Annotated in this window: 23 protein-coding genes; 10 read left to right on the plus strand and 13 right to left on the minus strand. The window is 72.7% G+C overall.

The genetic code is table 11. From position 1 onward, the window contains the following. Nucleotides 1-40 precede the first annotated feature (40 nt). Entirely contained in the window at nt 41-319 is a 279-nt protein-coding gene (locus JWP64_RS11980) for an Lrp/AsnC ligand binding domain-containing protein (protein ID WP_297495868.1), read from the plus strand. 97 nt (nt 320-416) lie between these two features. On the opposite strand, the gene trpD is transcribed toward JWP64_RS11980, so the two are convergent. Both trpD and JWP64_RS11990 read right to left on the minus strand, forming a co-directional pair. Continuing rightward, nucleotides 417-1472: an anthranilate phosphoribosyltransferase gene (trpD, locus tag JWP64_RS11985; RefSeq protein WP_297495870.1), complete on the minus strand. Its 1056-nt coding sequence runs from the start codon at nt 1470-1472 to the stop codon at nt 417-419. A 2-nt stretch (nt 1473-1474) separates the two neighbouring features. Further along, entirely contained in the window at nt 1475-1825 is a 351-nt protein-coding gene (locus tag JWP64_RS11990) for a hypothetical protein (protein WP_297495994.1), read from the minus strand. Between the two features lie 251 nt (nt 1826-2076). Here JWP64_RS11990 and JWP64_RS11995 point away from each other — a divergent pair, with 251 nt between their 5' ends. The 5 genes from JWP64_RS11995 (at nt 2077) to JWP64_RS12015 (ending at nt 6973) form a co-directional block, all read left to right on the plus strand. Then, a complete protein-coding gene (locus JWP64_RS11995; RefSeq protein ID WP_297495872.1) occupies nt 2077-2679 on the plus strand; it encodes a heme-copper oxidase subunit III in 603 nt (200 codons plus the stop codon). 54 nt (nt 2680-2733) lie between these two features. Beyond that, a complete protein-coding gene (locus tag JWP64_RS12000) occupies nt 2734-3594 on the plus strand; it encodes a cytochrome c (protein WP_297495874.1) in 861 nt (286 codons plus the stop codon). Further along, on the plus strand, nt 3591-4718 hold the full coding sequence (locus JWP64_RS12005) for a ubiquinol-cytochrome c reductase iron-sulfur subunit (protein WP_297495875.1): 1128 nt from the start codon (nt 3591-3593) through the stop codon (nt 4716-4718). The genes JWP64_RS12000 and JWP64_RS12005 overlap by 4 nt, the downstream gene beginning before the upstream one ends. Further along, nucleotides 4715-6403, plus strand: coding sequence for a cytochrome bc complex cytochrome b subunit (locus tag JWP64_RS12010; RefSeq protein WP_297495877.1), 1689 nt, complete (start codon nt 4715-4717; stop codon nt 6401-6403). Before JWP64_RS12005 ends, JWP64_RS12010 begins: the two co-directional genes overlap by 4 nt. Before the next feature lie 291 nt (nt 6404-6694). Further along, nucleotides 6695-6973, plus strand: a complete 279-nt coding sequence (locus tag JWP64_RS12015) for a hypothetical protein (protein WP_297495879.1) — start codon at nt 6695-6697, stop codon at nt 6971-6973. A gap of 87 nt (nt 6974-7060) precedes the next feature. On the opposite strand, the gene JWP64_RS12020 is transcribed toward JWP64_RS12015, so the two are convergent. The 3 genes from JWP64_RS12020 to JWP64_RS12030 form a co-directional block, all read right to left on the minus strand. Then, nucleotides 7061-8452: an FAD-dependent oxidoreductase gene (locus JWP64_RS12020; protein WP_297495881.1), complete on the minus strand. Its 1392-nt coding sequence runs from the start codon at nt 8450-8452 to the stop codon at nt 7061-7063. A gap of 141 nt (nt 8453-8593) precedes the next feature. Further along, on the minus strand, nt 8594-9499 hold the full coding sequence (locus tag JWP64_RS12025) for a PaaI family thioesterase (RefSeq protein ID WP_297495882.1): 906 nt from the start codon (nt 9497-9499) through the stop codon (nt 8594-8596). Nucleotides 9500-9551: 52 nt separating this feature from the next. Continuing rightward, nucleotides 9552-10520: a helix-turn-helix domain-containing protein gene (locus tag JWP64_RS12030; protein WP_297495884.1), complete on the minus strand. Its 969-nt coding sequence runs from the start codon at nt 10518-10520 to the stop codon at nt 9552-9554. An 85-nt stretch (nt 10521-10605) separates the two neighbouring features. Between JWP64_RS12030 and JWP64_RS12035 the strand changes: the two genes are divergently transcribed. Further along, nucleotides 10606-10839, plus strand: coding sequence for a hypothetical protein (locus JWP64_RS12035; RefSeq protein WP_297495886.1), 234 nt, complete (start codon nt 10606-10608; stop codon nt 10837-10839). Between the two features lie 145 nt (nt 10840-10984). Here the strand turns inward: JWP64_RS12035 and JWP64_RS12040 are convergent, their stop codons facing one another. From JWP64_RS12040 to pcaB, 6 genes are all read right to left on the minus strand, one after another. Further along, nucleotides 10985-11485, minus strand: a complete 501-nt coding sequence (locus tag JWP64_RS12040) for a crosslink repair DNA glycosylase YcaQ family protein (protein ID WP_297495888.1) — start codon at nt 11483-11485, stop codon at nt 10985-10987. Between the two features lie 34 nt (nt 11486-11519). Continuing rightward, nucleotides 11520-11741, minus strand: a complete 222-nt coding sequence (locus tag JWP64_RS12045; protein WP_297495890.1) for a hypothetical protein — start codon at nt 11739-11741, stop codon at nt 11520-11522. A gap of 562 nt (nt 11742-12303) precedes the next feature. Beyond that, on the minus strand, nt 12304-13602 hold the full coding sequence (locus tag JWP64_RS12050; protein ID WP_297495892.1) for an LLM class flavin-dependent oxidoreductase: 1299 nt from the start codon (nt 13600-13602) through the stop codon (nt 12304-12306). Further along, nucleotides 13599-14750: an LLM class flavin-dependent oxidoreductase gene (locus JWP64_RS12055; protein WP_297495894.1), complete on the minus strand. Its 1152-nt coding sequence runs from the start codon at nt 14748-14750 to the stop codon at nt 13599-13601. The genes JWP64_RS12050 and JWP64_RS12055 overlap by 4 nt, the downstream gene beginning before the upstream one ends. Then, on the minus strand, nt 14747-15205 hold the full coding sequence (locus JWP64_RS12060; protein ID WP_297495896.1) for a nuclear transport factor 2 family protein: 459 nt from the start codon (nt 15203-15205) through the stop codon (nt 14747-14749). The genes JWP64_RS12055 and JWP64_RS12060 overlap by 4 nt, the downstream gene beginning before the upstream one ends. Then, nucleotides 15202-16332 (minus strand): 3-carboxy-cis,cis-muconate cycloisomerase, encoded by a 1131-nt coding sequence (pcaB, locus tag JWP64_RS12065; protein WP_297495898.1) that lies wholly within the window; start codon nt 16330-16332, stop codon nt 15202-15204. Before pcaB ends, JWP64_RS12060 begins: the two co-directional genes overlap by 4 nt. A gap of 44 nt (nt 16333-16376) precedes the next feature. Here pcaB and JWP64_RS12070 point away from each other — a divergent pair, with 44 nt between their 5' ends. The 3 genes from JWP64_RS12070 (at nt 16377) to JWP64_RS12080 (ending at nt 18588) form a co-directional block, all read left to right on the plus strand. After that, the gene (locus JWP64_RS12070; RefSeq protein WP_297495899.1) at nt 16377-17024 is read left to right on the plus strand and encodes an HAD hydrolase-like protein; all 648 of its coding nucleotides are present in this window, start codon (nt 16377-16379) and stop codon (nt 17022-17024) included. 108 nt (nt 17025-17132) lie between these two features. Then, nucleotides 17133-17891, plus strand: coding sequence for a CoA transferase subunit A (locus JWP64_RS12075; protein WP_297495901.1), 759 nt, complete (start codon nt 17133-17135; stop codon nt 17889-17891). A 70-nt stretch (nt 17892-17961) separates the two neighbouring features. Then, on the plus strand, nt 17962-18588 hold the full coding sequence (locus JWP64_RS12080; RefSeq protein ID WP_297495903.1) for a 3-oxoacid CoA-transferase subunit B: 627 nt from the start codon (nt 17962-17964) through the stop codon (nt 18586-18588). A gap of 76 nt (nt 18589-18664) precedes the next feature. Here JWP64_RS12080 and JWP64_RS12085 read toward each other — a convergent pair whose 3' ends face one another. Beyond that, on the minus strand, nt 18665-19870 hold the full coding sequence (locus JWP64_RS12085) for a cytochrome P450 (RefSeq protein ID WP_297495904.1): 1206 nt from the start codon (nt 19868-19870) through the stop codon (nt 18665-18667). Between the two features lie 22 nt (nt 19871-19892). After that, nucleotides 19893-21014, minus strand: a complete 1122-nt coding sequence (locus JWP64_RS12090) for an FAD-dependent oxidoreductase (RefSeq protein WP_297495906.1) — start codon at nt 21012-21014, stop codon at nt 19893-19895. Between the last annotated feature and the right edge of the window lie 22 nt (nt 21015-21036).

Raw genomic sequence — 21036 nt, forward strand, 5'->3', positions numbered from 1 at the left:
CCGGTCCTCGCGCCCGGGGACCGAGGAGGAGGGAGCCCCCGTGATCACCGCGATCGTCCTGGTCCACACCGCCGCAGACCGCATCCCGGAGACCGCCCAGGCGATCGCGAACCTGAAGGGCGTCGACGAGGTCTACTCGTGCGCCGGGGACGTCGACCTGATCGCCGTCGTGAAGGTCCGGGAGCACGAGGAGCTGGCGGAGGTCATCGCGGGCGGGGTGAGCAAGGTCGAGGGCGTCCGCCGTACGGACACCCACATCGCCTTCCGCTCCTACTCCCGCGCGGACACGGACGCGACCTTCTCCGTCGGCCAGGACTGACCCCACCGCCGACTCTCGGACCCGCGGCCCCGCCGGACGCTCGTGTCCGGGTTCCTCCGCGCGCGTCCGGACGCGCGCGGAGGCACCCGAGCGGCTCCTAGCCCTTGAGGCGGGTCGACACGCTCGCCCAGCGTGTGAGCAGCGCCGCGGCGTCCCCGGAGTCCACCGCGGCGGCGGCGCGTTCCAGGCCCTCCCCGATCGCGGACGTCAGGTCCGCGGGCGGGCCGCCGGTGATGCCGGCGTAGGCGGCGAGGGCGCCGGCGGCGTTGAGCAGCACCGCGTCCCGCACCGCATCCTTCTTCCCCGCGAGCAGCTCGTGGACCACGGTGGCGTTGGCGGCGGCGTCCCCGCCCCGCAGGTCCTCGCGGGACGCGGCCGGGATCCCGAGGGCGGCCGGGTCGAACCGCTCCGCGCGGACCTCGCCGCCGCCGGCGACCCACACCGCGCTGGTGGTCGTGGTCGTCAGCTCGTCCAGGCCGTCGTCGCCCCGGACGACCAGCACGGACTTCCCGCGCCCGGCGAACACCTCGGCCAGCACCGGCGCCAGCCGCGCGTCCGCGCACCCGACCAGGCCGGCGGGCGGCTGGGCCGGGTTTGTCAGCGGGCCGAGCAGGTTCATCGCCGTCGGGATGCCGATCTCGCGCCGCGGCGCGCCCGCGTACCGCATCGCCGGGTGGAAGACCGGGGCGAAGCAGAAGCAGATGCCGGTCTCGGCGACGCACGCCGCGACCTGGGCCGGGGACAGGTCGATGACGATCCCGAGCGCCTCCAGCACGTCCGCCGCCCCTGACGCCGAGGACGCGGCCCGGTTGCCGTGCTTCACGACGGGCACCCCCGCGGCCGCGACGACGATCGACGCCATGGTGGAGATGTTGACGGTGTTCGCCTGGTCCCCACCGGTCCCGACGACGTCCACCGACGGCCCGACGACCGTGACCCGGTTCGCGTGCCCGAGCATCGCGTCCGCCAGGCCGGAGATCTCCGCGGACGTCTCGCCCTTGGACCGCAGCGCCACCAGGAAGCCCGCGAGCTGCGCCGGTGTCGCTTCCCCGGACAGGACGCGGTCCATCACCCAGGCGGTGTCCTCCGCGCCGAGATCCGTGCGGGCGACCAGCCGGCCCAAGACCCCGGGCCAGCTGAGGGTGTCCGCCACGGTCAACGGACGACCGGGGCGTCCGCGGCCGCGGCGGCCCGGAGCACCTCCGCAACGGTCTCCGCGGCGCCGACCGGGTCCAGCGGGTGCACCAGCACGGCGTCCGCCTGCGACCAGGTGGCGAGCCACCGGTCGTCGCGGCGGCGCACGGTCACCACGATCGGGGGGCAGTCGGTGATCTCGTTCTTGAGCTGGCGGGACAGGCCCATGCCCCCGGTCGGCTGGGCCTCGCCGTCGAGGATCGCCAAGTCGACGCGGCCGGCGTCGCAGGCGGCGAGGACCTCGGCGATGCCGCCGGCCTCCTCGAACACCACCCGGCCGAGGTCCGGCGCGGGGCGACGCCCGACGGCCATGACGATGCCCTCGCGCACCTCGGGGCGGTGGCTGAAGACGAGGACCCGCCAGGTGCGGGACGGGTCGGCGGGGCCGCTGACGCTACCTGCGCTGCTCACCCGTCGGATACTAGTCACCGGGGTCACAGCGCGGGCCAGGGCCGGGAACCCGGAGCGCCTCCCGGCCGTTGGAGGCGCGAGTGACGAACCCGAAGGCGGCCGATCGGTATCCCGACAGGCTGTAGAAGTTCGCGTGGGGTCATAATGCCCGGGTGACGACAGCGGCTCCCAACATCAGCGCGCGGATCCACTCGCTGAACCGACCGAACCTGGTCAGCATCGGCACGATCGTCTGGCTCTCCAGCGAGCTGATGTTCTTCGCCGGGCTGTTCGCGATCTACTTCACCGCGCGCGCGCAGAACGTCGGTGAGTGGCCTCCGCCACCCACCGAACTGAACGTGCCCTATGCGCTGGTCGTGACGATCGTCCTGGTCGCGTCCTCGTTCACGTGTCAGTTCGGCGTGTTCGCGGCGGAGCGGGGCGACGTCTTCGGCCTGCGCCGGTGGTACCTCCTGACCCTGGCGATGGGCACGTTCTTCGTGCTCGGCCAGGTCAACGAGTACCGGAACCTGGTGACCCACGAGGGCCTCACCCTGGCGTCGAACGCGTACGGCACCGTCTTCTACATGGCCACCGGCTTCCACGGCCTGCACGTGACGGGCGGCCTGCTGGCGTTCGTCTACCTGCTGATCCGGACGAAGCTCAGCAAGTTCACCCCGGCCCAGGCCACCGCCGCGATCGTCGTGTCCTACTACTGGCACTTCGTCGACGTCGTGTGGATCGGCCTGTTCGCCGTCATCTACTTCATCCGCTAGACCCCGTTGCTTCCCGGACTTCACCGCCACGACCGTGAGGGTTAGACGCCGACCATGACGAGTCAGACGACCGAATCCAGCCCGCCACCCGCGCCCCGGAACCGGCGGCCGCACGGCAAGTTCCGCCGCCGGTTCGCGGGCGCGCTCGCCATCGGGATCGGCCTGCTCGCCGTCGGCGTCGGCTACGACGTCGTCAAGCCGGAGCCCCAGCAGGCGGTCGCGCAGGACAATGCGGCACTCGTGGCCCAGGGCCAGCAGCTGTACTACAACAACGCGTGCATCACCTGCCACGGCGCGAACCTGCAGGGCGTGGAGAACCGCGGCCCGAGCCTCGTCGGCGTCGGTGACGCGGCCACGTACTTCCAGGTCTCCTCCGGCCGCATGCCGCTGGCCCGCCAGGAGGCCCAGGCGATGCGCAAGGCGCCGCTGCCGCAGTTCGACCCGAACACCGAGGAGGGCCGGCACAACCTCGACGCCCTCGGTGCCTTCGTCGACGCCAACGGCGGCGGCCCGCAGGTCCCGGCCCAGACCGGCGTCGCCCTGCGCGGCGACGACCCGGCCCGCGGCGGCCAGCTCTTCCGGCTCAACTGCTCGTCCTGCCACAACTTCGTCGGGGTGGGCGGCGCGCTGTCCTCGGGCAAGTACGCCCCCTCGCTCGACCCGGCGTCGGAGGAGCAGATCTACACCGCGATGCTCACCGGCCCGCAGAACATGCCGAAGTTCGCGGACCGGCAGCTCACGCCGGGCGAGAAGAAGGACATCATCGCCTACGTCAAGTCGGTGACGAACGGCAACAACAACCCGGGCGGCAACCCGCTCGGAGGCCTCGGCCCGACGTCCGAAGGAGTCATCATCTTCGTCGTCGGTCTGACCGCGGTCATCGGTTTCGCAATGTGGTTGGGAGCGAAGAATTGAGCGCCTCGAGCGACACCGGGCCCCGCACCCCCTCCCAGGAGGAACTGGATGCGATGACGCCGGAGCAGCTCGCCCGCCTGGCGGCTGAGCTCGACGACGTCGACGTCGTCCACAACGGGGACAAATGGCCCATCAAGGGCACCCGGGCGGAGAAGCGGGCCGAGCGGGCCGTCGCCGCCTGGTTCGTGCTGTCGGCGCTGGCGGGCCTCGGCTTCGTCGTCGCGTTCATCGCGTGGCCGCACCAGTACGTCAGCCCGTACGAGCCCGGCTACACGATGTACTCGCTGTACACCCCGGTCGTCGGGTTCCTGTTCGGCCTCGCCGTGCTCGCGCTGGGCATCGGCGTCGTCGCGTACGTCAAGAAGTTCTTCCCGGACGAGGTGTCGGTCCAGCAGCGGCACGACGGCCGCTCCCCCGAGGTGGACCGGCGCACCGTGATGGCGCAGATCACCGCGGCGGGCAAGGACACCGGTATCGCCCGGCGCAAGCTCATCACCCGCTCCGCGGGCGCGGCGGCCGGCCTGTTCGGCCTCGGGCTCGGCGTCGCGGCCCTGGGCCCGATGATCCGCAACCCGTGGAAGGGCGGCAACGACGCGGCGCTGTGGGTCACCCCCTGGCGGCCCGAGAACGGCGAGACCGTCTACCTGCGCCGGGACACCGGGATCCTGACCGAGATCTCCCGGGTCCGCCCCGAGGACATGGAACCGGGCTCGATGGAGACCGTGTTCCCGTACCGCGAGTCGGAGCGGGGCAACGAGGAGGCTCTGCTGCACGCACAGCGCGCCTCGGACGCCCCGGTCATGCTGATCCGCCTGCGCCCCGGCACGCCGACCGTCAAGCGGGCTGGCCAGGAGGACTTCAACTACGGGGACTTCTACGCGTTCTCGAAGATCTGTACGCACCTCGGCTGCCCGGCGTCGCTGTACCAGTCGCAGGACAACCGCATCCTGTGTCCCTGCCACCAGTCGCAGTTCCTCGCCGCCGAGTACGCCCGCCCGGTCTTCGGGCCGGCCACCCGCGCGCTCCCGCAGCTACCGATCACGGTGGACTCCCAGGGGTACTTCGTGGCGCGTAATGACTTTTCTGAAGCAGTCGGCCCGGCATTCTGGGAGCGGAGGCCATGAGCGCCCTCACCACATCCACCACGTCCTCGGGCGGGTTCGCCGGCAAGGCCGCCGTCGGACTCGACGAGCTGGACCAGCGGCTGCACCCCGCCGCCGGCCTGCGCAAGCAGTTCAACAAGGTCTTCCCGACGCACTGGTCGTTCATGCTCGGGGAGGTCGCGCTCTACAGCTTCATCATCCTGCTGGTCTCGGGCACGTACCTCGCGCTGTTCTTCGACCCCTCGATGGTCGAGGTCGTCTACGACGGCCCGTTCGACAACCTCCGCGGCGTGCACATGTCGCGGGCGTACGAGAGCGCGCTGAACATCTCCTTCGAGGTCCGCGGCGGGCTCTTCGTCCGCCAGGTGCACCACTGGGCGGCGCTGCTGTTCGTCGCCTCGATGGTCGCCCACATGTTCCGGACGTTCTTCACCGGCGCGTTCCGCAAGCCGCGCGAGACGAACTGGATCATCGGCATCCTGCTGATCTTCATGGGCATGATGGAGGGCTTCACCGGCTACTCGCTGCCGGACGACCTGCTCTCGGGCATCGGCCTGCGGATCGCCTCGGGCTTCATCCTGTCGATCCCGGTCATCGGCACCTGGGCGCACTGGCTGCTCTTCGGCGGCGAGTTCCCGGGCATGGAGATCATTCCGCGGCTCTACATCGTCCACGTGTTCCTGCTGCCGGGCATCCTGCTCGCGCTGATCGGCGTGCACCTGGGCCTGGTCTGGTACCAGAAGCACACCCAGTACCCCGGGCCCGGTCGCACCGAGAACAACGTGGTCGGCGTCCGGATCCTCCCGGCGTTCGCGGCCAAGGGCGGTGCGTTCTTCGCCGTCACCGCCGGTGTGGTCGCGATGCTGGGTGGCCTCTTCCAGATCAACGGCATCTGGAACCTCGGCCCCTACGACGCGTCGCACGTCTCGGCGGGTTCGCAGCCGGACTGGTACATGCTCTTCAGCGAGGGCATGGCGCGCATCTTCCCGCCGTGGGAGATCTACCTGTTCGGCCGCTACACGATCCCGGCGGCGTTCTGGGCCACGGTCGCGTTCCTCCCGGTGCTGTTCGTCGTCGCGGGCTTCTACCCGTCGATCGAGCGGAAGATGACCGGGGACAACGCGCTGCACAACCTGCTGCAGCGCCCGCGTGACGTCCCGGTGCGGACCTCGCTCGGCGTCATGGCCATCACCTTCTACACCTGGCTGGTGCTCTGCGGCATCAACGACTGGATCGCGTACTTCTTCCACGTCTCGCTCAACGCGACGACGTGGGCGGGCCGCATCGGGATCCTGGTGCTGCCGCCGCTCGCCTACTGGGTGACCTACCGGCTCTGCATCGGTCTGCAGAAGGCGGACCGCGCGGTCCTGGAGCACGGCATCGAGACGGGTGTCATCAAGCGGCTGCCGCACGGCGAGTTCATCGAGGTGCACCAGCCCCTCGGTGGCGTCGACGAGCACGGGCACGCGATCCCGCTCGAGTACCAGGGCGCCCCGGTGCCCAAGCGGATGAACCAGCTCGGTTCCGGCGGCACACCCGTCGTGGGCTCCCTGGTCGGGCCGGACCCGCTGGAGGAGACCGAGGCGCTGGCGAAGGCCCGCGCCGAGGCCCACCACGAGGAGCTCGAGGCGCTCAAGACGCGCCAGGAACGGCTCGAGCTGGCCGGCCGCCCGGAGGCGGGCCGCCCGAAGGACAGCACGGACTGACGCTCCCACCCGAGCGGAGAAGGGCCCCACCGGCAGCGCCGGTGGGGCCCTTCTCGTCCCGGCGCGTGCTTCCTACCCGCTGGTACCCGCTCCGGAGTGATCGCTGCTACAGTCGGACGCGTGCGACGTCGTGAGCTTCTCCTTGCGCGTGCCGGGGCGGTAGTAGCCCGGCGCGCCGGTTGAGCCAGGCCACCGTCGCGCCCGTCGCCCTCCCCGAGGCGGCCATCACCACCTTTCGAGACCTGGCTCGCGAGCCCTTTCGCACCCGAGCCCTTCTGGAGCACTCCCGCCATGAGCATCACCCTGGACCAGCCCCGCACGAGCGACATCGCCGCGCGGATCCTGCGCCGGCACACCATCATCGCCTCGGACGGCATGAACGGCGCCCTCTGCGTCGCCGCGGAGCTGCAGAGCTGCGGACACCTGGTCCGTGAGTTCGCCGTCGACGTCCGGGAGGGCGTCACCTACAGCACGGTCACCTGCACGGTCTCGATGACGGCGTTCGAGGCGGACGCGTTCGCCTCCCAGCTCCGCGCGCTCGCGCCGGTCGTCTCGGTCGACCCGTACTAGATCGTCCCCCACACCTCGGCATCCGCCGTACCCACCGGAGCCCCCGCCCGGCTCGACCTGGCGGGGGTTCCGCGTGTCCGGGTCGCTCTAGCGGACCGCAGCGCTCCGGCACGCGTCGAGCATCGCGTCGAGCCCGGCGACCTTGACCCGCTCCGCTCCCCCGCGCACCTCGCCGAGCCGGATCTCCTCCGCGTCGAGATTGAGCCAGTCGTCCCAGGTCACGGGCTCGACGCCGTACTCGGCGAACCGCTCGAAGATCGCGTCCCGGTCCGGGTACCGGGCCTCGGGCAGCTCCGCCAGGTCCTCCAGCAGCTTCTCGACGGTCTCGAGGGCGTCGTGCTTGTTGGTCCCGATCACCCCGGTCGGCCCACGCTTGATCCACCCCGTGACGTAGGACCCCGGCACCGGGACCCCGTCCCGGACGACCCGGCCGCCGTCGTTGGGCACGACCCCGTTCTCCTGGTCGAAGGGCAGGCCCGGGATGGGCTCGCCGCTGTAGCCGATGGCGCGGACGACGAGGCCGGCGTCGACCGTCTCCTGCTCGCCGGTGCCGAGGACCTTCCCGTCGCGGACCTCGTTGCGCTCCAGGACGACGTGCTCGACCCGGCCGCCCGCGCCCTCCAGCCGCACGGGCGAGCGCAGGAAGTGCAGGTGGATGCGGCGGCTCGCGGTCCCGGGCTCGTTCCCGGCCCACGCCGTCAGCATCTCCAGGTTCTGCTTCTGCCGGCGGTCCTCGGGCTCCTCGACCCCGGCCGCGAGGAGGCCGTCGTCGTGCACCAGGACGTCGACGTCGTCGAGCTCGCCGATCTGCCGGAGCTCGGCCGGGGTGAAGCGCACGTGCTGCGGGCCGCGGCGGACCACCACGTGCACGTCGCGGACGGCGCTGCGCCGGAGCGTGGCGAGCACGTGCTCGGGGACGTCCGTGGTGGCCATCTCGGCGGGCGCGCGGGCCAGCACCCGTGCGATGTCCAGGGCCACGTTGCCCGCGCCCACCACGACCACGCCCGGGCTGTCCAGCAGCGGCTCCAGCACCGTGGCGTCGGGGTGGCCGCAGTACCAGCTGACGAACGCGCCGGAGCCGTGGCTGCCCGCGAGCTCCTCCCCCGGGATGCCGAGGTCCCGGTCCAGCGAGCTCCCCGTGGCGTGGACGACCGCGTGATAGTGCTCGCGCAGGACGTCCAGCGGGATGCCGTTCTCACCCACCGCGACGTTCCCGAGGAACCGGACCCTGGACCCGTCGGCGAAGGGCCGCTGCAGCACCCGGATCACGGACTTCATCTTCACGTGGTCGGGCGCGACGCCGTAGCGGACCAGGCCGTACGGCGCGGGCAGGCGGTCGAGCACGTCGACGTCGACCGGGGTGACGTCCGAGGCGAGCAGCGCCGCGGCCGCGTAGAGGCCGGAGGGTCCCGCGCCGATCACCGCCACCCGGGGGCGTTCGGGCGGGGCGTTCGGGATCGGGGGCAGAGATGACGTCAATTGTCGCTCCTCACGTCGCGTGACGTGCGTGCCGCGAGGGCCGGCCTCAGGGGTGTCGACCTGCTTCGCGGCGGTGGTGGTGGGTGCGCGTCGGTCTGTTCTGCTGTGGTGTCTCCTGCGGGGGCGATTATCACCCGCCGATCAGTCGTTCGGGAGTACCACGACCGTTCCGGTGGCCGTGGCGGCGATCTTCCCGTCGTCGCGGACCAGCTCCGTGCGGACCGTCCGGAAGCGCCGGCCGTCCCGGACGACGGTCGAGCGACAGGTCAGCTCGCCGCTCAGCGGAACCGGGCGCAGGTAGTCGACGGTGGTCGTCAGCGGGCGGGACGGGGCCGGGTGGGCGGCCGCGAGGCGCGCCTGGGCCGCGTGGGCGATCGCCATGACCATGCCGCCGTGCACGTCGCCGCGCAGGTTCGCGATCGACGGGCTGAGCGGGAGGCGTAGCTCGGCCGGGTCCGTGCTGGTGGTGGTGCCGTCCAGGCCGGGCGGGAGGGCCGTGAGATCGAGTTTCGGAACGCCGGTGAAGTCCTTCCAGAACCCGCGGTGCTGCCCGATCGACAACGGGTCGACGACCATCGTGCCGGCGGCGTGCGCGATGAGGGTGCCGAGATCGTCCCGGACCGAGACGTGGCCGACGCCGCAGGTCCGGTCCTCGTGGACGCCGACGCCCTCGACGAGCAGGCAGCTCGCCCCGGCCGCGGGCGGCGCGTGGTGGTCGACGCGCAGTTCCACGGTGGGCCCGCCGGACCGCGTCGAGGTGAACGTGTGCACGGCGATGCCGAGCGCGGTGTCGACGGCGACCGAGGTCACCAGGGCGCTGACGCGGCCGGTCGAGTCGAGCGTGCCGGGGCCGAGCGGGACCCGGAGCAGGACCCGGCCGCGGTCGATCTCGACCGCGGACAGTCCCGTGCCGCCCTCGACGGGCGAGCGGGCGAACCGCGACGAGAGCAGCGGGACGTCGTCGAAGCCGTCGCGCGCAGAGGCGGTCGGCTCGTCGAGCGCGGCGTGAGGGGCCGGCGGCAGTGCCGTCCCGACGTCGGGTTCCATCCGGCCATCCTGCGACACCGCGCCCCACGAGCCGGGCGCGACGTGCCGCGCGTCACGCCGGGAGTGCGTCCCGTTCGTTGCTGCGGAAGGTGCGCCGGTAGCCCGCCGGCGCGACGCCGACGACCTTGCGGAAGTGGTGGCGCAGCAAGGTCGCCGAGCCGAACCCGCAGCGTGCGGCGACGGCGTCGACCCCGAGATCGGTGTCCTCCAGCAGCCGACGGGCATGCAGGACGCGCTGGCGGGTGAGCCAGCGGTGCGGCGTCGTGCCGGTCTCGGTGGTGAAGCGACGGGCGAAGGTCCGCTCGGACATCGCGGCGCGGCGGGCGAGGTCCGCGACGGAGTGCTCGACGTCGAGGTGGGTGAGCATCCAGTCCAGGACCGGGCCGAGGGAGTCCGCCGAGCACTCCGGGAGCGGGCGCTCGATGAACTGCCGCTGCCCGCCCTCGCGCTGGGGCGGGACGACCATCCTGCGGGCGATCCCGTTCACCACCGCACTGCCGAGCTCGCGGCGGACGAGGTGCAGGCACGCGTCGATACCCGCGGCCGTGCCGGCACTGGTGATCAGGTTGCCGTCGTCGACGTAGAGGACGTCCGGGTCGACGGTGACCTGCGGGTACCGGGCGCGAAGCTCCTCGACGCTGTGCCAGTGCGCAGCGCAGTTGCGGCCGTCCAGGATGCCCGCCGCGGCCAGTACGAAGACGCCGGAGCAGACCGTGAGCAGTGTCGCGCCGTCCGCCTCGGCCTGCCGCAGCGCGTCGAGGACCTCCTCGGGGAACTCGCGCATCCGGGTGGCCGGGATGGCGACGAGATCGGCCCCGCGCAGCCCGTCGAGCCCGTACTTCGGCGTGACGTCGACACCGGCCGTGGTGCCGATCGGCTCGTCGGCGACCTGCCCGCACACCCGGAAGTCCAGGACCGGGAGGCCGTCGTCCGAGCGGTCCAGGCCGAAGACCTCGCACAGCACACCGAACTCGAACACGGCGAGCTCGGGCAGGACGAGAACGGCGACGCTCCGCAGCATGGCGCCAGCATACTGGCAGCATCTTTTCGTAGAGTGACTTCTCCGCCACTTCTGGCAGGAAGTAGATGAGCAGAAACTTACTGCCATGACCGCAACAATTCTCGCCCTCGCCGCCGTCGCCCTGCTCGTCTTCCTCGCCGTCAGGGGTCACCGCACCGGTCGCCGCCCCTTCCGCCTCGACCAGTTCCGTCCAGCGGCGTCCCTCGGAGGCGTGTTCGCCGGACCGGCGCCCGTCGACATGGACCGGGAACGCCTGGTCGCGGACCTGCGGGCGCTGCCCGACTCGCCGGCCGACGTCGAGTACCGACTGCGCGTGTAGCCCTGTGTGCGTAAAACATCGCTAGAACGAGATCCCACGCGCACGACCCGGCGTGAGCTGCGGAGACGCGGCCAGGCCTACCCGCCCGACTGCCCGCGCGGGAGCAGCGCATGCCGGGCCGGCGCTCACGTGTCGTAGAAGGCCGTCAGGCGCTCCGCCTCCTCGTCGATTTCCCGGCGCACCGGCCCCGGGAGGTCGTCGAACGGCTCGGGCACGACCTGGCCGTCCGTGTACCGCCAGGTGCGGCCACCCGGCCGTCGACCAGGAAGGTCGGTACGGACTGCGGCATGCGGGTGTGGAAGACCTTCTCCCGGTGTTCCGCCGGCAGGATCCGGGCGCGGGTGGCGTGCCCGAGCAGGAGCGCGGCGTCGAAGGTGGACAGGAACCGGACGGGCGCCGGGGTGTCCGCCGCCGGGAGGGGGCGCGCGGCAGGTCGAGCAGCTCGCCGCCGTCCGGATCCCGGAACCGGCGCAGCGTCATCCGCTGCAGTGCGGCGCGGGGCCTCGCCGATCGTCCAGCCCGCGTACCGGGAGACGCCCTTCGCCGACACCGGCCCGAACCCGCGCAGGCAGCGGGTGACCAGCAGCTCCTGGGCCGGCTCGAGCGCGACCGGGCGCGTCAGCCGGCCACCGGCCAGCCCGTACACGTGCGCCCGCGGGAGGGGACGATCGTGCCGCCGGTCAGCGCAGCCGTGAAGTCCGCACGCCGGAAGCGGCGAGTCGGGACCACAGCCCCACGTAGCCGGACGGCGCGTACTGCGTCTGCAGCCCGCCGACCCGCTCCACGGCCTTGGCCGGCGCGAGCTCGGATCGTTCCAGCAGGAGCTGCCGGGCCAGCAGCGCCCGGTTCAGCTCGCCCCACGACAACACCCGCTCCACCACGCGGACATCCTGCCGCGTCACCACAGCCGTTCCCGCGGGATTGTGCCCCGGGCCCCCGCGAGTCGCGCCCCACGACGCCGCGAGTCGCGCTCTGCGTACGCGCGAGTCGCGCTCTACGTACGCGCGAGTCGCGCTCCAAGACCCGCGAGTCGTGCTCCAGGGCCTGCGAGTCGTGCTCCAGGGCCTGCGAGTCGCGGCCCCGTGCCCGCGAGTCCCGCTCCTGGTGCATCCGAGTCGCGGCCTACCTGCGTGGCGAGCAGCGCCGCTACAACACGCAGGTCCGGCGCGCGCCATGATCGCCACGCCGACCGAAATCAGCCGTGCACGGCTGAAATCGGTCCGCCGTGGTGATCATGTCGAGGCGATCCGGACGCGGACGTCGCGCTCCACGTGTGCACGAGTCGTGCGCTCAGCCGCACGGCGGCGTCGCTCGCCGTACCGCCCGCCGTAGCCAGCCGCGCCGCCATTTGACCACCTCCGGGCCACGGTCCGCGGCTACCGGGCGGCTCCCCGTCGGCGAGCGTCGAGGCCTCGGGTGCCGCGATCCGCGACTCGGCGAACCAGGAGCGCCGACTCGCGGGGATCAGGTGGGGTACGGGAGGGCGAGGTGGTCCCGCAGGGTGGGACCGGTGTACTCGGTGCGGTAGCTGCCGCGGTCCTGGAGCTCCGGGATCACCCTGTCCACGAACGCGTCCATGCCCGTCGGGACGAGGTGCGGGATCAGGATGAAGCCGTCGCTCGCGTCCGCCTGGACCGCCTCGTCGATCTGCTCCGCCACCTGCTTCGGCGTCCCGACGAACGAGTGCCGCGCCGTCGTCTCGACGATCAGCTCGCGGATCGAGAGGTTCTTGGACCCGGCCAGCTCCCGCCACTCCCGCGCGAGCTTCGCCGTGTCCCGCTCGTGCCGGACCCGGCCGCGGGTGATGTTCACGTTCTCCGGGTCCGGGTCGACGTCCGGGAGCGGGCCGTCCGGGTCGTAGGCCGAGAGGTCCCGGCCCCAGACCTGCTCGAGGAACGCGATCGCCGTCTGAGGGGACACCTGCTCGTGCCGGATCCGCTCGGCGTTCTCCGCGGCGTCCGCCGGGGTGTCCCCCAGCACGAACGTGGCGGCGGGCAGGATCGTCAGGTCGGTGTCGACGCGGCCGTAGCGCGGCAGCCGGTCCTTCATGTTCCGGTAGAACTCCTGGCCGGCCTCGACGGTGCTGTGCCGGGAGAAGATCGCGTCCGCGGTGGCGGCGCCGAACTCGCGGCCCTGCTCCGAGTCCCCGGACTGGATCAGCACCGGATGCCCCTGCGGGCTGCGCGGCACGGAGAACCGGCCTCGGAAGGAGAACTGGCTGCTCGCGTACCCGACGACCGGCGCCTCGCTCCCGACCTCGGGGGCGCGGCTGAGCCACAACGCCTTCGCGGCCTCGAGCATCTCCCCCGCCCGCTCGTAGCGCTGCTCGGGCTTCAGGAACCCGCCGCGGCGGAAGTTCTCCCCGGTGAACGCGTCCGAGCTGGTCACGAGGTTCCACGCGGAGCGGCCGCCGGAGAGGTGGTCCAGCGAGGCGAACTGACGGGCCAGCTCGTAGGGCTCGTTGAACGTCGTGTTGATCGTCCCGGCGAGCCCGACCCGCTCGGTGACGGCGGCGAGCGCGTTGAGCACGGTGAGCGTGTCCGGCCGCCCGACGACGTCGAGATCGTGGATCCTCCCGCGGTGCTCGCGCAGCCGGAGGCCCTCGGCGAGGAACACGAAGTCGAACAGGCCGCGTTCGGAGGCCTGCGCGAAGTGCACGAACGAGGCGAAGTCCGTCTGGCTGCCGGACGCCGGGTCGCTCCAGACGGTGGTGTTGTTGACGCCCGGGAAGTGGGCGGCGAGATGGACCTGCTTGCGGCTCATGCCCGCACCTCCCCGGCATGGCGGCCGGCCGGCCGGCGCAGCCCGAATCGTTCCCGCAGTGTGCCGGAACTCGGCGTCCCGGGCCGCGCGCCCGCCCCGACCAGCAGCGGGACCACCCCGTCGACGATCGCGTCCAGGCCGCTCGGCAGGGCCAGCGGCACGAAGGTCACGCCGTCCGCAGCGTGCGCCCGCACGACCTCCCCGATCAGCGCGGCCAGTCCCCCGGGGGTCCCGACGTGCCTGATCCCCTCCGGATCGGGCCCCGGCGTAAGCGCCTCCAGCCGGGCGAGCTCCTTCCGGGCCTCGGCGTCCGTCTCCCCGAGCAGGACCTCGACGTCCAGCAACACGGTGATCCCCGACGGGTCCCGGCCCGCCTCGGCGGCCGCGGCCTGGACGTCGAGGCGGGCGGTGGTGGCCTGCGCGATGCCCGGCGCCGAGATCCGCACGACGTCCGCGTGCCGCGCCGCGACGACCAGGGCCTCCGGATCGTCCGCCCGCACGACGACCAGCGGCTGGCCCTGCGGCGAGCGCGGCGTGATCGACGGGCCCCTCACGGAGAAGAACTCGCCCTCGAAGTCCACGTAGTGCAGCTTGTCCCGGTCCACGTAACGACCGGTGGCCGCGTCGCGGATCACCGCGTCGTCCTCCCACGAGTCCCACAGCAGCCGGACGGCCTCGATCACCTCGGCCGCCTCGAGCCACAGCTCGGACACCGGCGCGGCACTCCGGCGGCCGAACAGATCGGCCTCCTCGGGTGTCCGGGAGACGGCGACCTCCCAGCCCGCGCGGCCGGACGACACGAGGTCCAGCGTCGCGATCGCCTTCTGCACGTGGAAGGGCTCGGTGTGGGTGACCGTGACGGCCGGGACCAGCCCGATTCCCGGGACGACCGGGGCGACCCGCGCGGCGATCGCCACCGCGTCGAGCGAGTCCCCCAGCTCGTCCGGGTCCCCCGAGGGCGGGACGAACGAGTCCCTGATCGCGACCAGGTCCAGCCCGCCCCGGGCCGCCGTCCGGACGAGCCGGACGTGGGGCGCGGCGTCGACCAGGCCCGGCACGTCCGCGCCGGGCAGCCGCCACGCCCCGGGATGACGGCCCGCCCCGCCGATCTCGGCCGCGAGGTGAAGGGGGGTCTCGGGGCTGCTCACGAGCTTCCGTCGGCGGGGTGCAGGGCGCTGCGTTCGGATCCGCTCACCGAGTACCCCCGTTCGGCGTAGGGGAAGCCGTCGAGCTCGGTCGTCCCCGGACGTTGCTGATAGTAGGAGCGGATCTCGTGGATCAGCCCGTCGGAGAAGGTGAACCACTCGGCGCCGCGCGTCGCGACCCGCTCCGCGGATCCCTCGGGCCGCCAGAACATCGTCCACTCGATCACGGCCTCGGCCGGGCCGGTGAGCGCATGGTCGACCACCCATCGGGCGTCGATCCTCGCCTGGACCTTCCGCCAGTACCGGGCGAGGTGCTCGCCCCCGTGGACCGGTGCGGAGCCGAGGTTCGGCGCGAGGAACCAGTGCACGACCTCCGGATGCAGCGTGGACATCAGCAGATCGACGTCCCCGGCGCTGCAGCCGTCGTAGTACCGGATGATCACGTCCAGCTCGTTCACCGCGCCTCCAGGACCCGGTCCACCAGCTCGCCCGCGTGGTGCGGCGCCTCCGCCGGCGACGTCAACGCCAGGTTCCGCGCCATCGCGTCGGGATGCACGGCCAGCCCCTCCAGACAGACCCGCAGCCGCGAGGCCGCGCCACCGGTGGCGCGCAGCAGGTCCGTGAGCGTCTGCCACTCCGCGTGCCACGGCCCGGCGGCCCGCTGGTGCTCGTGGTCCATCGCGGCCAGCAGCGTCGCGACCAGCCCCGGCGCCCGCCGCGCGGACGCCCGCGCCGTCACCGCCGCGATCGGGTTCCGCTTGTGCGGCATGGACGACGAGTCCCCCGGCGCCGCCTCGGACACCTCCCCCAGCTCGGTCCCGGCCAGCAGCACGACGTCCGTCGCAGGCTTCGCGCACGCCCCCGCCGCGACGCCGAGCGCCCCGGCCAGCTCCCCGACCCGGGTGCGTTCGGTGTGCCACGGGACGCCCTGCCGGGCCAGGCCGAGCGCGTCCGCCAGGGAGTCCGCGACGGCCGGTCCGTGCGGGTGCAGCGCCGCGAGCGTGCCGGCGGCCCCGCCGAACTGCACCGGCAGCACGTCGACGACCGCGCGCAACCGCACCCGGGCCCGGTCCAACCCGGCGCACCACCCGGCCGCGACCAGGCCGAACGTGCTCGGCAACGCCTGCTGGCCCAGCGTGCGCGCGATCATCGGGGTGTCCCGGTGCGCGGCGGCGAGCCGGGCGGCGGCGTCGGCGGCGGCGCGGAGGTCCTCCAGCACGACCTCCGACGCCCGGCGGACGAGCAGCACCAGCGCGGTGTCCATGACGTCCTGGCTGGTGGCGCCCGGGTGCACGGCCTTCGCCACGTCCCCTCCGGTAGCGGACCGCAGGAGCCGGACCAGGGGGATCACCGGGTTCCCGCCCTCGACGGCGGCCGCGCCCAGCTCGTCGACGTCGATCTTGAGGTCCTCGGCCGCCGCGGCGATCACCTCGGCGTGCGCGGGCGGGACCACCCCGTGCCCGGCGGCGGCCCGGGACAGCGCGACCTCGACTTCGAGCAGCGCCCGGATCCAGGCCGCGTCGTCGAGGGTCCGGTCGACCCGGGCCGCACCGTAGAGCGGCCCGAAGAGGGTGGTGCTGGTCATGGAAGGACCGTACGACACCGGTCCGGCGGTCCTGTTCCGGGAGAATGCCCTCCGTGACAAGAACTGTCTTCCTCGACCTCGACGGCACCCTCGTCGACTCCGCCCCCGGCATCCTCGGCACCCTCGAGGAGTCCTTCGACGAGCTCGGCCTCACCTGGCCCGGCGACGCGATCGGCACGAAGCTCCTGGGCCCGCCCCTCTACGAGTCCCTCCCGCCGATCGTCGGCGAGGAGGCGGCCGCGCGGGTCCTGCCCGTCTACCGGCAGCGCTACCGCGAGCACGGCCTCCTGAAGTCCACCCCCTATCCCGGCATCGACGAGTTGCTCCGCGCGCTGGTCGCCGCGGGCACGCGGCTGGCGCTGGCCACCAGCAAGGCCGAGCCGGCCGCCCGCGCCATCCTCGAGAACCAGGGCTGGACCGAGCTCTTCGAGACGATCACCGGGGACACCGTGGACGCGCAGCGCCCCTCCAAGGCCGCGGTGGTCGGCGAGGCGCTGCGCCGGCTCGGCGGGGCGTCCCCCGACGCGGTGATGGTGGGCGACCGGCTGCACGACGTCGTGGGGTCCCGCGCGCACGGGCTCTCCTGCCTCGGCGCGGGCTGGGGCTACGGCGAGCCGGGTGAGCTGATCGGCGCAGGCGCGGCGGCCGTCTACGACACTCCGGGTGACCTGCGGGCTGCCCTGCTCGGGTGACACGGGGACGTCGCTCACATGGCCTCCCGTCTGGCTCACCATTCGTTGTCCCGCGCCGACCGCCCCCGTAGCCTCGGTGCGAATTCAGCCCCGGAGTGTGGAGCGGCGATGATGGACAAGGTTGTGGCGTCGGCCGCCGAGGCCGTCGCGGACATCGGCGACGGGAAGTCGCTCGCCGTCGGCGGTTTCGGCATGGTGGGTGTGCCCACGGTACTGATCGACGCGTTGATCGCGCAGGGCGCGACGGATCTCGAGACGATCAGCAACAACCTGGGCGTCGACGGGTTCGGCCTCGGCAAGCTGCTCGAGGCGGGGCGGATCCGCCGGACGATCGGCTCCTACGTGGGCAACAACAAGGAGTTCGCGCGGCAGTACTTCGCCGGCGAGATCGAGCTGGAGCTGGCGCCGCAGGGCACCCTGGCCGAGCGGCTGCGCGCCGGCGGCGCGGGCATCCCGGCCTTCTACACCCCGGCCGGCGTCGGCACGCTGATCGCGGAGGGCGGGCTCCCGTGGCGTTACGGCCCCGGCGGCGAGGTCCTCGTCGAGTCCCCGGCGAAGGAGGTACGCGAGTTCGACGGCGTGCAGTACGTCCTCGAGGCCGCGCTGACCCCGGACTACGCGCTCGTCCACGCCTGGAAGGGCGACCGGCACGGCAACCTCGTCTACCGCAGCAGCGCGCGGAACTTCAACCCCGCCTGCGCCGCCGCCGGGCGGATCACCATCGCCCAGGTCGAGCACCTGGTGGAGCCGGGCGAGATCGACCCGGACGCCGTGCACACCCCCGGTATCCACGTCCAGCGCGTCGTGCACGTCCCGGACGTCGAGAAGCCCGTCGAGTTCCGGACCGTGAAGGAGAACAAGGCGTGAGCGAGCTTGCGAGCGAACCATTGACACAGCGCCCGAGCGAAGCGTCGAGCTCGCGAAGCGAGGGAGTGCGATGAGCTTGACGCGTGATCAGCTCGCCAAGCGGGTCGCCGACGAGCTGCCCGACGGTTCCTACGTCAACCTCGGCATCGGCATGCCGACCCTGGTCCCCGGGCACATCCCGGCGGACCGCACGGTCGTCCTGCACTCCGAGAACGGCATCCTCGGCGTCGGGCCCTACCCGGACGCCGACAAGGTCGACCCGGACCTGATCAACGCCGGCAAGGAGACCGTCACGGTCCTCCCCGGCTCGAGCTACTTCGACTCCTCGGACAGCTTCGGCATGATCCGCGGCGCCCACCTGGACGTCGCTGTGCTGGGCGCGATGGAGGTCAGCGCCACTGGCGACCTGGCGAACTGGGCCATCCCCGGCAAGATGATCAAGGGGATGGGCGGCGCGATGGACCTCGTGCACGGCGCCCGCAAGGTGATCGTGATGATGGACCACGTGTCCAAGGACGGCACGCCCAAGATCGTCGAGAAGTGCTCGCTGCCGATCACGGGCCTGGGTTGCGTCACCCGGATCATCACCGACCTCGCGGTCATCGACGTGACGGAGGACGGCCTCAAGCTCGTCGAGACCGCCCCCGACGTCACCGAGGACGAGGTCCGCGAGAAGACCGGCGCGCCCCTCGCCTGAGATGGTCGATCTTCACGAACGGCACTTTCGCTCATACCTGATGAGCGAAAGTGCCGTTCGTGCGTAGGGGGGCGCCTCAGGCGCGGGGGCCCAGGTCCACCGGGAGTTGCGTCAGGCCTCGCACCAGGATGCTCGTGCGATGGGTCAGCTCCGCCGGCTCCACCGCGAGGGCCAGCTCCGGGCGCTCCGCGAGCAGCGCACCGATCGCGACCTCGCCCTCGGTCCGCGCGAGCTGGGCGCCCAGGCAGTGGTGCAGGCCGTAACCGAACGCGACGTGCCCGCCCGCGTCCCGCGTGACGTCGAGCGTGTCCGGCTCCGGGTACCTCTCCCCGTCCCGGTTCGCCGCGGACAGCCCGAGCATGACGACAGCGCCCTCGGGAATCGTCACGCCTCCGATCTCGACGTCCTCCGCCGCGAACCGCACGGGTGCGGTCTGCACGGGCGAGTCCCAGCGCAGGAACTCCTCGACGGCGTTGCCGATCAGCTCGGGCTTCTCCCGCAGCGTCGCCAGCTGGTCGGGGTGGGTGAGCAGGCCCAGGACGCCGTTGCCGATCAGGTTCACCGTGGTCTCGTGCCCGGCGATGAGCAGCAGCATCGCCATCGCGACCAGCTCCTCCTGGGAGAGCCGGTCCCCGTCGTCCTCCGCCACCTGGCTCAGGGCGCTGAGCAGCGCGTCGTCCGGCGCGACGCGCTTGCGCCCGATCAGCTCGGCGAGGTAGCCGCCGAGCTTGGCGCTCGCCTCCAGCTTGGCCTCCTGCGGGGACTCGTCGATCATGATCGAGGACCAGGCGCTGAAGTCGTCGCGGTCGGCGCTCGGGACGCCCAGCAGCTCGCAGATGACCTGCACGGGCAGCAGGAAGGCGTACCGGGACATGAGGTCGACGGTGCCGTCGTCGGGCAGCACGGCGAGCAGCTCCCGGGCGATCTCCTCGACCCGCGGCTTCAGCTCGGCCATCCGCCGCACGGTGAACGAGCGGCTGACCAGCTTGCGCAGCCGGGTGTGGTCCGGCGGGTCCATCAGCAGCATCATCGGCGTCGGCGCGGCCGGCATGGCGTCGCGCTGCTCGGCCGGCAGCGTGTAGCGCCAGTCCTTGCTCAGCCTCGGGTCGACGAACGCCGCGCGGACGTCGTCGTACCGGCTGATCAGCCACATCGGGCCGTCCGGCAGGTCGAGCCGGCGCACCGGCTCGTCGGCGCGGAGCTCCGCGTAGGCGGGATGGGGGTCGCTCCAGAACGCCCCGTCGAAGAGGTCACGGCCGGAGGTGGTGGTGGGCGCAGCCATGCCCCTCACTGTAAGCGGCTGCTTACATCTGTGCGCGCACCGGCGCGACCTGATCCGCGCTCAGCGCGATGTCCGCCGGCACGGAGGTCCCGGTGACGACGGCGGCCCCCAGCGCGGCCAGCGCCGGCGCCGACTCGACGCCCGATCCGCCTTGCCCGGCGAAGAAGTGGAATCCGGGATGCTCCGGCCACGGGCCGACGACGGGGCTGCGGTCCGGCGCGAACGTGCGCAGGCCCGCCCACGCCGTCCGGACCGACCGCAGGCCCAGCCCGGTGACCTCCTCGACGCGTTCGAGGCCCAGGGCGACGTCCAGCTCGTCCGGCTTCGGGTCGCCCGGCGCGAGCGGGGTCTCGTCCCCGGGCGAGAGCAGCAGCGTCGTCCCCTCGGGGTCCTCGTTCTTGAAGTAGAAGCGCTCGGCCGGGTCGCTGACCATGGGCAACGGGCCCGTCGGCGTCGGAACCGGGACGATCGCGATGGTGCGCCGATAGGCCTGCAGGCCGACCGGCGGCACCCCGGCCAGCCCGGCGACGACGTCCGCCCACGCGCCCGCGGCGTCGACGACGTCGGGTGCGGTGACCTCCTCGCCACCGGTCGTGCGGACCCGCCAGTCCTGGCCGGCCCGTTCGATCGCCGCGATCCGGGCGCCGGTACGGATCTCGCCCCCACGGCGCCTCAACCCCCGGACGAACGCCTGGTGCAGGCCCATCACGTCGATGTCGGCCCCGTTCTCGGTCAGCGCCCCCGCCCGGGGTTCACGCAGCACCGGGCAGAGCCGCCGGGCCTCGGCGGACGTGAGCCGGGCCGGGACGTCGGGTTCGCCCACGCGCTCGGCGAGCATCAGCTCCAGCTCGCGCTCGCCGTCGTCGTCGAACGCGGCCCAGAGCACCGCCCGCGGGCTGAGGAACCGCGGAGCGTCCAGCTCCTCCGCCAGGGCGATGAAGCGCGGGCCGCTGGCGGTGGTCAGCGCGCGGAAGGCGGCGGTGCCGTGCCCGGGGATCCAGGTCGCGGCGGACCGGGCGGTGGTGTGCATGGCCAGCGCGGACTCGGCCTCGAGCAGGACGACGGAACGGTGGGCGGCGATCTCGTAGGCGATCGAGGCGCCGGCGATGCCGCCCCCGATCACGACGACGTCGGGAGTGCGCACGGGCCCACGCTAACCGGGCCGC

The sequence above is a fragment of the Pseudonocardia sp. genome (assembly GCF_025465255.1).
Classification (GTDB): Bacteria; Actinomycetota; Actinomycetes; order Mycobacteriales; family Pseudonocardiaceae; genus Pseudonocardia.

Bases quoted from the DNA above. Each gene is read 5' to 3' on its own strand.
- JWP64_RS11990 (WP_297495994.1), bottom strand. From the start codon at position 1,825: ATGGCCGTCGGGCGTCGCCCCGCGCCGGACCTCGGCCGGGTGGTGTTC.
- JWP64_RS12000 (WP_297495874.1), top strand. From the start codon at position 2,734: ATGACGAGTCAGACGACCGAATCCAGCCCGCCACCCGCGCCCCGGAAC.
- JWP64_RS12010 (WP_297495877.1), top strand. From the start codon at position 4,715: ATGAGCGCCCTCACCACATCCACCACGTCCTCGGGCGGGTTCGCCGGC.
- JWP64_RS12015 (WP_297495879.1), top strand. From the start codon at position 6,695: ATGAGCATCACCCTGGACCAGCCCCGCACGAGCGACATCGCCGCGCGG.
- JWP64_RS12025 (WP_297495882.1), bottom strand. From the start codon at position 9,499: ATGGAACCCGACGTCGGGACGGCACTGCCGCCGGCCCCTCACGCCGCG.
- JWP64_RS12030 (WP_297495884.1), bottom strand. From the start codon at position 10,520: ATGCTGCGGAGCGTCGCCGTTCTCGTCCTGCCCGAGCTCGCCGTGTTC.
- JWP64_RS12035 (WP_297495886.1), top strand. From the start codon at position 10,606: ATGACCGCAACAATTCTCGCCCTCGCCGCCGTCGCCCTGCTCGTCTTC.
- JWP64_RS12050 (WP_297495892.1), bottom strand. From the start codon at position 13,602: ATGAGCCGCAAGCAGGTCCATCTCGCCGCCCACTTCCCGGGCGTCAAC.
- pcaB (WP_297495898.1), bottom strand. From the start codon at position 16,332: ATGACCAGCACCACCCTCTTCGGGCCGCTCTACGGTGCGGCCCGGGTC.
- JWP64_RS12070 (WP_297495899.1), top strand. From the start codon at position 16,377: ATGCCCTCCGTGACAAGAACTGTCTTCCTCGACCTCGACGGCACCCTC.
- JWP64_RS12075 (WP_297495901.1), top strand. From the start codon at position 17,133: ATGATGGACAAGGTTGTGGCGTCGGCCGCCGAGGCCGTCGCGGACATC.
- JWP64_RS12080 (WP_297495903.1), top strand. From the start codon at position 17,962: ATGAGCTTGACGCGTGATCAGCTCGCCAAGCGGGTCGCCGACGAGCTG.
- JWP64_RS12085 (WP_297495904.1), bottom strand. From the start codon at position 19,870: ATGGCTGCGCCCACCACCACCTCCGGCCGTGACCTCTTCGACGGGGCG.